The organism is Chryseobacterium sp. C39-AII1, from assembly GCF_039672645.1.
Taxonomy (GTDB): Bacteria; Bacteroidota; Bacteroidia; order Flavobacteriales; family Weeksellaceae; genus Chryseobacterium.
The window spans coordinates 172,382-185,927 of record NZ_JBDFPQ010000008.1; the positions used below are offsets into that span (position 1 = coordinate 172,382).

Consider the following 13,546-nt stretch of genomic DNA (forward strand, 5'->3'; position numbering starts at 1 on the left):
GTTATAAAAGCTGTTGAATTTTCGACAGCTTTTATTTTTCTAATTTTTATGAAAATGTTTTGGAAAAGCATCTTCAGGTTTCATCCTGAAGATATTTAATAAAATCCAAGATTTTAAGAAGCCATAACCGTAAGAAAACATTTGAATATAAGTAGAAATAACAGCCATCACAGCGATACTAATATTTTTAGTAACAATTAATGCGTGAAGCATCACCATAAAAGTATACAGACCATAAAAAGAAAGAATAATCCCTCTTCCCATAATAAAATACTCTAAAAATCCCATAATGTAGCCTAACATAAATAATGTTGGGAAAGCAAATGAAATTTTTACGTAATTCGGATGTCTTTGATTTAAAATTGGTCTTGCGCAACCGAACTGATAAACCTGCTTTGAAAACTTACCAAAATCTACTCTCCGTTTGTGATACACCGCAATACTATCAAAAAAAGCGGTTGTAAATCCGTTTTCCCAAAGTGTCATCGACAAGTCGGGATCCTCCCCAATCCTCATCTCGGAAAAGCCGCCTACTTTTTCAAAAACTTCTTTTTTCACGCCCATATTAAAGCTTCGTGGCTGAAATTTTGAAACCGCTTTTTTATTTCCACGAATTCCACCTGTTGTAAAAACAGAAGTCATGGAATAAGAAATGGCTTTTTGCATTAAATTAAACCCTTTATGCGCTTTGTCTGCACCACCAAAAGCATCACAAGGAATTTCAAGAATATCCTTTTTGATATTTTCAACATAATCTTTTTCCACGATCACATCGCTATCTACAAACACAAGCCATTCATTTTCGGCACGTCTCGCACCATAATTTCTTGATAAACCCGGCCCTGAGTTATCCTTTTTAAAATATTTGATAGTTAAAATCGTATCAAATTTAGCAATTGTCGGTTTCAGATCCACAAAAGAACCATCATCTACAATAATAACTTCAAACTCCTTGTCCGTCTGCGCAGTAAGAGAATTTAAAAGTTCGAAAAGTTCATCTTTTCGGTTAAAAATAGCAACGATAATGGAAATTGTAGGTTTCAAATTTAAAATTTTTCAAAATTACTTATTAGAAAACGAACCTACAAAAAGTTTAACAGCTTATTCTGATAAAATTTATCAATTAAAAAATTCCTGATTCAAAATAAATAAACATGACAAGAGCGATACTCAAAATAATTGAAGAACAACAAAACAAGATCAGCTGTCCAAAACTTCTGAAATAAAACTTTTCTAAAACATATAAAATAAAGAAGAAAATGAAAGAAATCGCCAAACCAATCAAGGAAATAACAATGAGCGTTTTTATAAAATTTTCTAAAGGGAAAGGATTTTTCAAAACAAAAAATAACAAAACCGAAGCTAGAATTAAGAATACAATGCTTGTTTTTTCAGCAAGATACTTTATTTTACTATTTTTAATTTTATCATTTTGAGGATTATCAGAAGGCAAAGAAGCTCCGGTATCAATTAAAAGACCTAAAATATCTAAAGTTTTTCCAACAGTTTCAAGAAAATCAAAAGGCATTGTTTTTTAATTTGAGTTTTAAACAAAAATAGGAAGAATTTGGATTAAATTATTTGAGCATGACAAAACTTGAGAGCATTTAGAACCGTTATAAATATACCCAAAAACCCTAGCCGCGATTGAAGCATTTGTTTGAGCTCATTTTTTTAGATTTGGCTCGGCGGCTTTGCCGCCGAGCCAAATCTAAAAAAATAGCGAGTGCGGAAAGCGGGAAAAAGCTCCTAAAAAAATAAAAACCTTTCCGCAAAGAAAGGTTTTCCATATTATTTTTCAAGTTTATGAACTCTTTTCGTTCCTTCATACATTTCGTACTGTAAAAATCTCGTTGCCAGTTTTCCGTTGAAAAGTTTTATCTTTCTTGATGGGCGAAGACCAATCTTCTTCATTGCTTCCAAATCAGAAGAAATCAGCCAAGCCAGTGTATTCGGATAATTTGCTTTAAAAGTATCTCCTATTTTCTTGTAGAAATCATCATCATTGATAGAAATTCTCTCGTCATAAGGCGGATTGAAAACCATCAACAACGGGAAAAGTTCTTTTTTAGAATCGAAGAAGTTTTGTTTTCTCACCTCAATTACATCTTCCATTTCAGCCGCTTCGATGTTCATTCTTGCCGCATTCAGCATTCTTGCATCAATATCGTAACCAACGATTTTCCCTGTAAATTCTTTCACTCTGTTGATTCTGAATTCTTTAATTTTTGTAAACAACTCGTTATCATAGTTTTTCCAGTTTTGGAAAGCGAATCTTTTTCTGAAAATCTGAGCCGGAAGATCCATCGCAATCATCGCCGCTTCAATTAAAAGCGTTCCCGAACCACACATCGGATCAAGAAAATTACCTTTTCCGTCCCAACCTGCCAGTTGCAGCATTCCGCTTGCCAATACTTCATTAATCGGCGCTTCACCCTGCTCTCTTCTGTAGCCTCTTTTAAACAAAGCATCACCTGAAGAATCCATAGAAATGGTCACCAATTCTCTGTCGATATGTAGGTGAAACTTGATATCCGGACGGCTCGTTTCTACATTCGGACGTCTTTTGAACTTATCCTGAAAATAATCTACAATAGCATCTTTCATTTTCAGTGTTACAAATTGTGAATGCTTGAAAGTTTCAGAATAAACCGTTGCATCAATCGCAAAAGACTGGTCAACATCCATAAAATCTTCCCAGTTGAATTTGAAAAGTCTGTCGTAAAACTGATGCTGATTAAACGCTTTAAATTCATGAATCGGAACCAAAACTTTCAAAGCCGTTCTCGCTGAATAATTAATTTTATAAAGAAAGCCCAAATCTCCCTCACAGTTTACTGCACGGTTTTTCACCTCAACTTTTCTTCCTCCTAATTTCTTAATTTCTTCTGCTAAAATTTGCTCCAGCCCGAAAAATGTTTTTATCTGAATCTGTAGATTATCTGTATTCATGTTGCAAAAATAATCATTTTTAGTGGTTCGTTATCAGTTTATAGTTAATAGAAATCGTCGCAAATGATAAAAACCATTAACCAAGCACTATGAACTGTCGACCAAAAAAGACTATTTTTGCACTATGGAATGGTTTGAATCTTGGTTTGATACCCCTTATTATCATTTGCTTTACAGTAACAGAGACTACATGGAAGCAGAAAACTTCATCACAAAGCTTACTGCGGACCTTGGGTTACCGCCAAATTCTAAGATTATCGACCTTGCCTGCGGAAAAGGAAGACATTCGGTTTTTCTTAATAAGTTGGGATATGATGTGCTTGGTTTGGATCTTTCCAGACAAAGTATAGAATTCGATAAACAGTTTGAAAATGAAACCTTGAAATTTCAGGTTCATGATATGAGAAATCCTATTGAAGCAGAACCGAAAGATGCCGTTTTTAATCTATTTACAAGCTTCGGATATTTTGATAACGAAAGTGACGATAAAAATGTTTTCAAGTCGGTTTATAATGCGTTAAAACCAGGCGGTTTTTTTGTTTTGGATTATCTGAATGAAGATTTCGTGAGACAAGGCATCATTCCTGAATCAACTACAAAACGTGGCGAAATTGATTTTAAAATTGTAAAAAAAATCGAAGGACGACATATTATTAAGGATATTCAGTTTGAAGATAAAGGAAAGCCTTTTCATTATTTTGAAAAAGTAAAACTGCACTCGCTGGAAACTATAAACGCTTATGCTTCAGAATTTGGTTTTGAAAGAATAAAAGTTTGGGGCGATTATCAGCTGAATGAATTTAATAAAGAATCTTCACCTCGTTGCATCAATTTATTTAAGAAAAAATGATAACAGTACTTTTACTGATTTTCAGCGTTATTGCGGGCGTATTTTTAGGAAAATATTTTGGTAAGAAAGAAAAACTGGCAAAAAATTTATTAATTTTAAGTGCCGGATTTTTAATTACCATTTGTTTAAATGAAGTTTTTCCGCAGGTTTACACTGCTGAAGCCGGAAGTAGCCTCGGAATTTTCGTTATTGGAGGTGTTTTATTACAAATGATTCTGGAAGCACTAACAAAAGGCTTCGAGCACGGACATTTTCATCATCACAGTGAACACAATATTCTTCCGATGGCTTTAATGGTGGGGCTTTTCATTCACGCATTTATCGAAGGAATACCTTTGGCAAATGAAGAACATGAATTGTCACCCTATCTTTTAGGAATTGTATTTCATAACCTTCCGATCTCATTTATTTTGGGAGCGTTTTTGTTTAACCGAAACGGAGAATCTAAAAGTGCTTCTTACCCATCCATGTTGATCGTGGCATTATTTGCACTTGCTTCACCAATGGGAATGATGTTGGGTAATTATTTTAACCCAAATTTGCAACCGTATTTCTTGGCAATTGTTGGCGGAATTTTCCTTCATATCTCTTCTGTGATCATTTTTGAGAGCAATAAAAACCATAATATCGACTGGTTAAAGATCGGATTAGTGATTTTAGGAGTCTCTTTGGCCTTAACCATGCATCTTTTCCATAATCACTCTCATGTGGGACATGTTCATTAATGGGTAAAATTTCAATTCATCATAAAAATTACTAAGCTTAAAAGTTTCTTTTAAGCTTTTTTCTTAGCATAAATTCAATTAAAAGTGATTTTTATTACTCATTAAAAAAATTATTTTCTAAATCTTAAATCAATTCGATTAAATTAAAAGATAATTTTTCACAAAACCCAATAAAAAATTCACAATAATTAAGCATTGAACAAAATAAATATTTTATAATTAAATTTAATTTAAATATTTAACTTAAATTAAGAATAAAAATATAATTACATTACTATTTTTTATACATTAGCTTTTATAAAAATCGCTTATGTATGAAAAGACAAACTATCAACCTGACTACAGGGGTCTGCTTTTTTTTATTGTACGGAATCTCATCTGCCCAAACAGTAAAAAAACAACAGGACACCCTTAGAGAAAAAGACATTGAAGACGTTGTAATTATTGGGTATAAAGCACAGAAAAAATCCAGTCTTACAGCTTCTGTTGGTGTTGTTTCCGAAAAAAAACTGAAAGACGCCAGCACATCCGATGTTTCAAGTATGCTACAAGGAAAAGCAGCCGGAGCACAAATTATGCAAGGAGGCGGGGGTCCTGGTACTTCAGCTACCGTTAGAATTCGTGGTACCGCTACCATCAATGGCCCCAGCCAGGCACTTTGGGTAGTAGACGGTGTAATGATGCCGGGTGTTCCCAACTTGGATCCTAACCAAATTGAAAGTATTAACATTCTAAAAGATGCCACCTCAACAGCATTATATGGTTCACGAGGAGCCAATGGTATCGTACAGGTATTTACCAAATCGGGAAATTCAGGAAAGGGAACTTTAAGTGTCTCGATGAATAATTCATTCAACACATTTAATAACGGACGTTTTAAACTGATGGATGGCGTTCAGTTATACGATTATTATTCAACTTTAAAAAATGCACCTCCCGTACCCAAAGAATTGAGGACTCCCGGCTATGATTGGTTGAAAAACGGCACCCAGACGGGCGTTGTACAAAGTTATACATTAGACTTTAGAGGCGGCTCTCCCACTTCCAAAACTTATATTTCTGGAAATTATTACGATGAAACAGGAACCGTAAAAGGACTTGATTACAACAGATTATCTTTTAGAATTAATCATGAACAAACCATAAAACCTTGGTTGATAATAAAACCTAAATTAAGCTTATCTTACACGGCTCAAGACGACAAACAAGGAAACCTCTTTGAAATGTACCTTAACAATCCCTGGGACAACCCAAGGGATAAAGATGGAAATCTAATCAACCCTAATAATTATACACCTTGGTACGGAAGAGATAATACAAACTATTTATACGATCAACAATGGAATTATGGAAAAAGTAACCAATTGGATCTTATCGGAAACATTGATGCGGAAATTAAAATTACAGATTACCTGAGATTTATTTCCACAAACAATGTAACGTATAGAAATTATGATGATTTTTATTATACAGATCCCCGATCCATTTCCGGAAACAGTAATAAAGGAGGCTTAAGAGAGTCTAATTATAGAGATATCACTAAATTCTTCAATCAGATGTTACGGTTTGATAAAGATTTTGGAGTTCATAACGTGAATGCCTTGGCTGCTTACGAATATAATGACAGGTTTTACAAATCTTCTAGCGCAGGTGTTTATGGGATCGTTCCCGGAACTGAACTTTTCGACACAGGCGCTTCCTCGGGCGCAATTCCAAGAGGTACAAAATACGACAGAGCATACAACGCATTATTATTCAATGCAGAATATGTTTATGATAAAAAATATTTTGTACAGGGATCATTAAGAAGCGAGTCTTCTTCCGCATTTGGAGCAAGCCAACGAAACGGACTATTTTATTCTTACAGCTTAGGATGGAATGTTCATAAGGAAAAATTCTTCAATGTAAAACCAATCAACGAATGGAAATTAAGAGCCAGCCGCGGATTGGTAGGAAACACACCAAGCCCTAATTACGGATGGCAGGATTTGTATTCATTAATTCAAAAATATGACGGCCAGGTTGGCGGAACATGGAATCAATTAGGTAACCCTAATTTAACCTGGGAATCAATTTATCAGAACAATATCGGAACAGATATTAAAGCTTTTGACAACAGATTGACGTTAAATGTAGATTATTTTAGCAATAAAACTAAAAATTTATTAATGCTGGTAACACTTCCCGCATTAACAGGGGTTGATAAACAATATTTAAATGTAGGAGATGTTCAAAATAAGGGTTGGGAATTTAATGTTAACTATTCAATTATCCGAAATAAAGATGTGACTTGGGATTTAGGATTTAATGTTAGTATGTATAAAAACAATGTACTTTCAACGAGAAATAATAATATTCAAATTCTTAATAATTACCACGTTGCCATTCCCGGATATGATGTAAACTCTTTCTACATGAGAAAGTGGATGGGTGTAGATCCTAACACTGGATCTGCTCAATGGGAGATCATTAATGCTGATGGTAGCAAAGGTTTAACAACCAATTACAATCAAGCTTCCGTACAAGTTGTAGGAACCACCACACCAGATTATTATGGTTCGGTAACTACCAATTTAACGATAAAGAATTTTTACTTAAACGCCAATCTTTATTTCTCCCAAGGAGGACAAGTTTACAATTATTACAGAGAATTTTTTGATTCAGACGGAGCTTATCCTTCTTATAACCAAATGGTATTGAAAGATGGTTGGAGCCGATGGGAAAAACCGGGAGACATCGCCACTCACCCTATTGCCAATTATGATAGCAACACTTTAAGCAACAGACCATCATCTCGTTATTTGGAAGATGCAAGCTACGTTAAACTAAGATCATTAAGATTGGGTTATAATTTCCCAGCAGCATTAACTGAAAAACTGAATATAAAATCTATAGGAATTTATATTATGGCAGAAAATCTATTCACCATTACCCGATTTTCAGGAGTTGACCCGGAAGTTGGAGTATCTGATAGTGACAGACAGGAAGGAAAACCATACTCTGGTTTTGCAGGAGCTATTTATCCTATTCCAAGAAGATTTTCTTTAGGTTTTAATTTCTCATTCTAAAATGTAAACAATCATGAAAAAAATATTAATTCCCTTACTTTTATTGTCTTTAGCTTCATGCAATATAGATCGTACCCCTTATGATTCCAAGGAATCTGATGTCATATTGGGAGACGCCACAGGATTACAAACCATCACATTAGGAAATTACGCTCTTTTGAAAGGAGATGCAGATGGCGGCGGCTTTTTCAACAACCTTTATCGTGTAGGTGAATATGCAGGAGACAATGTAGACATCAGCGGAACAACATCAGACCAGTTTTTCTATTATTACAACTATCGAAGCATTAAAACAAATACCCGAACCAACACTATTTGGAATACAGGCTACAAAGCGATAGTAGGCTGCAACAGGGTAATCGCTAAAACTTCAGAAGGAAAAGATGCAGATACAGATCAGCTGATTGGTGAAAATTATTTCTTAAGAGCCTATGTATATTTTTCTTTGGTAAATGTATTCGGAAGACCTTATAATCAGGGAACCAGCAACCTTGGAGTACCGTTAAAAACTTCGGATGACGTAAACGATCTTCCTCCAAGAGCAACAGTGGGAGCAATTTATAATCAGGTGGTAAGCGATTTAAAAAAAGCTGAGCAATTGATGACTTTAGATAAAAAAAACATCTATGGTTCTAAAGAAGCTGCTCAGGCACTACTTTCCAGGGTGTATCTGTACATGGAAAATAATGATAAAGCCATTGAATACGCTGATAAAGTAATTAATTCAGGAAAGTACGCCATGTTATCTAAAACTGAATTACCTTCTTATCCTACCAGAGCACCTGAAAATAATACCGAAACTATTTTCGCTTTTAAATATAATAAGGATGGCGATTATAATGACGGCTGGAATACCATCGGCTCGATGTATGTGAATATTCAGAGTGTGGGCTGGGGCGAAATGTACCCTTCTTCCACCTATTTGGATCTTATCAATAAGCATCCTGAAGATGCCCGATTAAAATTTATTTCACCAAAATATAAAACTCCCTTGGTTCCCGTTGCATATTGGGTTCAGAAAGAAAACAACGCTTCCGGAGCAATAACCTACAATTATAAATATCAACCCACTTTCCAGCAAAGCGGAAATACATTTTTCACCTGGAATGGGGTCAATTATCAGGTACAAACGGAAGTAACTCCGTTTAAGACGAGTTATTATTTCATCAATTCCGGAGGAACAAAAACCTATGTTTACCTTGATAATGACATGGAAAAACGAAACGGCTATCCTAAATTTTATGTATTAAAATGCTCCATGCAGGAAAGTGTTCCACAGTTGTGGTCTCCTGTAATTTTGAGGCTTGCAGAAATGTATCTTAACCGAGCGGAAGCGTATGCTAAAAAAGGAAATACTTCGTCAGCACTTGCTGATGTAAATCTCATCCGAACAAGAGCAGGAATTCCGAATTACACTTCAGTTCCTGCGGGTTACACCATTTTAGACGTTGTATTGGAAGAAAGAAGGTTGGAACTAGCTTTTGAAGCCCATAGAAAATATGATGTTTTCAGAAACAAAAGAGATCTTGACCGAAATTATCCGGGTACACACTTAAACGGAGTTAATCCTTTTTATACTGTACCTTATACTCATAATAGAATTGTGGAATATATTCCTGAACAGCAGATTCAGATTCAACCTAATTTAGTTCAGAATCCTGATTAAAAATAAAGCTCCGAATGTATAATTCGGAGCTTTTATATTTTAGTTTTAATTCAATGATTAAAATTTCCAACCTAATGTAAGGAAGAAATTGTTTCTAACGCTTTTTACATCAGATACAATGTAAGCATCACTTTCGATCGTTCTTGTAGAAGAATAATACGCGGAATTAATTCCATTAGCCGTATCCAAAATTCCAAACATAAAAGGATTGGTATATTTTGATGAAATATTCTGATAAGAACCATCAATATAGAAGGATCCAAAATCATAACCAATACCAAATGAAAGCGCATTTCTGTCACTCAAAATAAGGTTACTGTATGACGCATCAGAAATTCCTCCATCATTACTGAATCTGCTTACTGTTAATGCATCGATCGGGCTTGAAGCATAAGAGTAACCTCCTCTTAATCTCACCTGTTTCAATCTGTATTCAGCACCAATTCTTAATTCTGATAAATTTTTGTAATTATCCTTAAAGAAATTGTTGATTTCTACATCTGCACCACTGTATTCTTTATATTTTGGCTTTGTTAAACCTAAAGTATAGTCAACATCCAAAGAGAAATTTTTACTTGGAACAAAAGCAGCACTCACACTTGCTTTAAGCGGAGAAGTGAATCTTCTGTTTTCGATAGCCGTATCGTCTCCGTAAACAGCGTCGTTATAGAAGTCATAACTTCTGTCGATTTCCCAAAATGTAGGTGTTTCGATGGAAGCTCCTAATCTGAACATTGGTCCAACTTTTCCGATTACCCCCAATGAAGCAGAGAAACCACTTCCTCTTTCAAAGAAAGGTGTTTCATTTTTATTAAAATATTCTGCTGCACCGTTAGCTGTAGAATTAAATCTTGCCGTATCATATTGATCGATGCTTGTATTGAAGAAATTCAAACCAGCTCCGATATATAAAGCGTGATTGTAATTCGCTCCAACTCCTAAACTTGTTCTGGTTAAATACCCTGATCTGCTGTACGCGTGTCCTCCGTAAGAAGAACTGATGTTATTAGCCGCATCAAAATCATAAATGATATTACTGTTTCCAGGAGTTTCAATATAATTATCTATAGATTGGCTTGAAAAATTTACCCCAATATTGATAAACTTCCAAGCGCTTTCAGACATTAACTGGAAAGTCATTACCGCCCCAACATTTCCTAAGTTACCTTTCGTTTTATTATAATCAATGGCAGCACCACCAAAAGACGAAGTATTTTTATAATTTGAAATGGATAAAGTACCATTTACTTCCCCGGAAATTGCAACCCCTAAACCGGCAGGGTTTGTTAAAAGAGAATTCGCATCACCTCCTAGAGCTCCATTAGCTCCTCCCATTGCATTGAATTTAGCAGAACCCACCATTGGAGAACCTGAATAAACATCAATCGAATTCCTGATTATAGATACATCCTGAGCCTGTGCATAAAATGCAGCAGCAACACCCATTAAGACTAAAGATTTTTTTAACATTATTTTTTAATAGTTATTACGTTTGAGATTTGAAAACAGTTTATCTTCTGAAGCCACCGCCTCCACCGCCGCCGGATCTGAATCCGCCACCGCTGCTTCCACCACTGAAACCACCTCCTGATCTGAAGCCGCCTCCACTGTTGGAGTTATTATAACCTCCGCTATTTCTGAAACCGCTGTCATTTCTGAAGCCACTATCGTTTCTGTATCTCGGTTGAGATTGTTGCGGTTGCTGATAATTATAGTTAGGTCTTGGCTGACGGAATCCTGAAGATTGATTTCTCGTTCCTCCGTTCATATTTCCCGGTTGTCTGAAACCTGAGTTATTAGAATTTCTAAATCCTCCTGTATTCCCTACATTTCCGGAATTTCTGAATCCGCCTGTATAAGCATTACTGTTTCTGAAACCTCCACTATTTCTGATGATAGAATTTCTGTTGCTGTTAGAATTACCAAATCCTCCTGAATAAGTGTTACCATTCATCCCACTTCTTCTGTAAACCGGTCTGTAATAGTTGTTACCCCAGTAACCGCCACCCCATCCCCAATAAGGATTTCCGTAGCCATATCCGTAGTAACCACCCCAGTAAGGATTATAACCACCCCACCCCCAAGGTGAATAGCCCCAGCCCATGTTCCAGCCGCCGCCCCAGCCCCATGAGCCACCCCATGAAAGACCAAGACCCCAGCCCCAACCGCTGTTCATACCCCAACCCCAGTAAGGATTGTAGCCGTACATACCACCCCAACCCCAAGGAGAATATCCCCAAGAGTTATCGTAATAATTGGTTTGAGAACCTGCAAAAGCACCCCAATCTGAATCGGTAGCATTACCGTTCACATTGTAGTCATTCCAAGAATCGTATCTGCTTTCTTTAGCATTAGCTTCTGCATTCTGGATTAAGTTAGAATCATTCTGATAGTAATCATAGTACTCTCCTACTCTGTTACCGCCATCATTAATGATCACTCCTTCAGGTAGGGTATCCTTGTTAGGGTCGTAATATACCCCGTCTGTCTCGCTGTACCCACCCATCTGAGCACCACAAGAAACCAATAGTAATCCACCTGATATCGCCAATACCCCTTTGGATTTTAGCATACCAAGTAAATTTTTATGTATATTTCTTTTCATGATAACGTAAAGATTTTTAATTTAAATTATATTTGCAATCTGTACCAAAAATGTACCAAAACACTGGTAAAAAAATCTATCAAAAATAGATTTTATTTTTTAGATAACAATAATAAGGAAAAGTTAAAAAAATTTTAAATAATAATGGCAAAATTAACCTCAAGAAGCGAAGATTACAGCAAATGGTATAATGAGTTGGTGGTAAAAGCCGACTTAGCTGAAAACTCAGGAGTAAGAGGATGCATGGTTATCAAACCATATGGCTATGCAATCTGGGAGAAAATGCGTGATGAAATGGACAAGAAGTTCAAAGAAACCGGTCACGTTAATGCTTATTTTCCCCTTTTCGTGCCCAAGAGCTTGTTTGAGGCTGAAGAAAAAAATGCAGAAGGTTTTGCAAAAGAATGTGCTGTAGTAACTCACTATAGATTAAAAACCGATCCGGACAATCCATCAAAATTAATTGTAGATCCGGATGCAAAGCTTGAAGAAGAATTAATTGTTCGTCCTACTTCAGAAGCAATTATTTGGAATACCTACAAAAGCTGGATTCAATCTTACAGAGATTTACCAATACTCATCAACCAATGGGCAAACGTTGTACGTTGGGAAATGAGAACCCGTCTTTTCTTAAGAACGGCTGAATTTTTATGGCAGGAAGGTCACACCGCTCATGCTACGAAAGATGAAGCAGTAGAAGAAGCAGAAAAAATGAATAAAGTCTATGCAGATTTTGCAGAAAACTTTATGGCAATGCCGGTAGTTCAGGGAATAAAAACACCTTCTGAAAGATTTGCTGGAGCCGATGAAACATATTGTATCGAAGCTTTAATGCAGGACGGAAAAGCTTTACAGGCTGGAACTTCTCACTTTTTAGGTCAGAATTTCGCAAAAGCATTTGATGTAAAATTCACCAATAAAGAAGGAAAAATAGAGCACGCTTGGGCAACATCTTGGGGAACATCAACCCGTTTGATGGGAGCTTTGATTATGACGCATTCAGATGATTTCGGATTGGTACTGCCTCCGACGTTGGCGCCGATTCAGGTGGTGATTGTTCCTATTTTTAAAGGAGACGAACAATTGGCACAAATCAGCGAAGTGGCTTTGGATATTCAGGCTAAACTGAAAGCAAAAGGTATTTCTGTAAAATTTGATGATGATACACACAACAAACCAGGCTGGAAATTTGCAGAATACGAATTGAAAGGTGTTCCTGTAAGAATTGCCATGGGACCAAGAGATCTGGAAAATAAATCTGTGGAGATCGCAAGAAGAGATAATTTAACGAAGGAAGTTCGTTCTATCGACGGTCTAGATTCTTATATCGAAGAATTATTAAAAACAATTCAGAAAGATCTTTATACCAAAGCAGCAGACTTTAGAAAAGATAATATCACTAAAGTTGATACGTACGAAGAATTCAAAAAGGTGTTGGAAGAAAAAGGAGGATTTATCTACGCTCATTGGGACGGTACTGCTGAAGAAGAAGAGCAAATTAAGGATGAAACCAAAGCAACCATCAGATGTATTCCTTTGGACGATGATGTGGAAGAAGGCGTTTCGTTAATTTCCGGAAAACCATCTGCAAGAAGAGTTTTATTTGCAAAAGCATACTAAAAATCAATTCTATATAATTAAGAAATCTTTAAAAATTCATGTAATTTTTAAAGATTTTTT

10 protein-coding genes are annotated in these 13,546 nt (G+C 35.8%); 5 read left to right on the forward strand and 5 right to left on the reverse strand.

Translation table 11 applies throughout. The features are described 5' to 3' along the window. Positions 1 to 39 precede the first annotated feature (39 nt). The 3 genes from ABEG63_RS13695 to ABEG63_RS13705 all read right to left on the reverse strand — a co-directional run bounded on the left by ABEG63_RS13695 (position 40) and on the right by ABEG63_RS13705 (position 2,952). Positions 40 to 1,044 (reverse strand): glycosyltransferase, encoded by a 1,005-nt coding sequence (locus tag ABEG63_RS13695; protein WP_346585530.1) that lies wholly within the window; start codon positions 1,042 to 1,044, stop codon positions 40 to 42. A gap of 79 nt (positions 1,045 to 1,123) precedes the next feature. Then, positions 1,124 to 1,528 carry a branched-chain amino acid ABC transporter substrate-binding protein gene (locus ABEG63_RS13700; protein ID WP_267405968.1) on the reverse strand — a complete coding sequence of 135 codons (405 nt, stop codon included), beginning with the start codon at positions 1,526 to 1,528 and terminating at the stop codon, positions 1,124 to 1,126. 263 nt (positions 1,529 to 1,791) lie between these two features. Beyond that, positions 1,792 to 2,952, reverse strand: a complete 1,161-nt coding sequence (locus ABEG63_RS13705; RefSeq protein WP_346585532.1) for a class I SAM-dependent RNA methyltransferase — start codon at positions 2,950 to 2,952, stop codon at positions 1,792 to 1,794. Positions 2,953 to 3,076: 124 nt separating this feature from the next. On the opposite strand from ABEG63_RS13705, the gene ABEG63_RS13710 reads away from it, so the two are divergent. The 4 genes from ABEG63_RS13710 (at position 3,077) to ABEG63_RS13725 (ending at position 9,261) form a co-directional block, all read left to right on the forward strand. Next, positions 3,077 to 3,802, forward strand: a complete 726-nt coding sequence (locus tag ABEG63_RS13710; protein WP_346585534.1) for a class I SAM-dependent methyltransferase — start codon at positions 3,077 to 3,079, stop codon at positions 3,800 to 3,802. After that, positions 3,802 to 4,527, forward strand: coding sequence for a ZIP family metal transporter (locus ABEG63_RS13715; RefSeq protein ID WP_346585567.1), 726 nt, complete (start codon positions 3,802 to 3,804; stop codon positions 4,525 to 4,527). Before ABEG63_RS13710 ends, ABEG63_RS13715 begins: the two co-directional genes overlap by 1 nt. A gap of 314 nt (positions 4,528 to 4,841) precedes the next feature. Continuing rightward, positions 4,842 to 7,595, forward strand: coding sequence for a SusC/RagA family TonB-linked outer membrane protein (locus tag ABEG63_RS13720; RefSeq protein WP_346585536.1), 2,754 nt, complete (start codon positions 4,842 to 4,844; stop codon positions 7,593 to 7,595). Positions 7,596 to 7,608: 13 nt separating this feature from the next. Next, complete coding sequence (locus tag ABEG63_RS13725; RefSeq protein ID WP_346585538.1) at positions 7,609 to 9,261, forward strand: RagB/SusD family nutrient uptake outer membrane protein; 1,653 nt, start codon at positions 7,609 to 7,611, stop codon at positions 9,259 to 9,261. Positions 9,262 to 9,318: 57 nt separating this feature from the next. Here ABEG63_RS13725 and ABEG63_RS13730 read toward each other — a convergent pair whose 3' ends face one another. Together ABEG63_RS13730 and ABEG63_RS13735 are read right to left on the reverse strand one after the other, a co-directional pair. Further along, on the reverse strand, positions 9,319 to 10,731 hold the full coding sequence (locus tag ABEG63_RS13730) for a hemin receptor (RefSeq protein WP_346585540.1): 1,413 nt from the start codon (positions 10,729 to 10,731) through the stop codon (positions 9,319 to 9,321). A gap of 40 nt (positions 10,732 to 10,771) precedes the next feature. After that, positions 10,772 to 11,833: a prolyl-tRNA synthetase gene (locus ABEG63_RS13735; protein ID WP_346585542.1), complete on the reverse strand. Its 1,062-nt coding sequence runs from the start codon at positions 11,831 to 11,833 to the stop codon at positions 10,772 to 10,774. A gap of 177 nt (positions 11,834 to 12,010) precedes the next feature. On the opposite strand from ABEG63_RS13735, the gene proS reads away from it, so the two are divergent. After that, positions 12,011 to 13,486, forward strand: coding sequence for a proline--tRNA ligase (gene proS, locus ABEG63_RS13740; RefSeq protein ID WP_267406332.1), 1,476 nt, complete (start codon positions 12,011 to 12,013; stop codon positions 13,484 to 13,486). The last annotated feature ends 60 nt before the right edge of the window (positions 13,487 to 13,546 follow it).

Bases quoted from the DNA above. Each gene is read 5' to 3' on its own strand.
- ABEG63_RS13725 (WP_346585538.1), top strand. From the start codon at position 7,609: ATGAAAAAAATATTAATTCCCTTACTTTTATTGTCTTTAGCTTCATGC.
- ABEG63_RS13700 (WP_267405968.1), bottom strand. From the start codon at position 1,528: ATGCCTTTTGATTTTCTTGAAACTGTTGGAAAAACTTTAGATATTTTA.
- proS (WP_267406332.1), top strand. From the start codon at position 12,011: ATGGCAAAATTAACCTCAAGAAGCGAAGATTACAGCAAATGGTATAAT.
- ABEG63_RS13730 (WP_346585540.1), bottom strand. From the start codon at position 10,731: ATGTTAAAAAAATCTTTAGTCTTAATGGGTGTTGCTGCTGCATTTTAT.
- ABEG63_RS13735 (WP_346585542.1), bottom strand. From the start codon at position 11,833: ATGCTAAAATCCAAAGGGGTATTGGCGATATCAGGTGGATTACTATTG.
- ABEG63_RS13710 (WP_346585534.1), top strand. From the start codon at position 3,077: ATGGAATGGTTTGAATCTTGGTTTGATACCCCTTATTATCATTTGCTT.
- ABEG63_RS13720 (WP_346585536.1), top strand. From the start codon at position 4,842: ATGAAAAGACAAACTATCAACCTGACTACAGGGGTCTGCTTTTTTTTA.
- ABEG63_RS13705 (WP_346585532.1), bottom strand. From the start codon at position 2,952: ATGAATACAGATAATCTACAGATTCAGATAAAAACATTTTTCGGGCTG.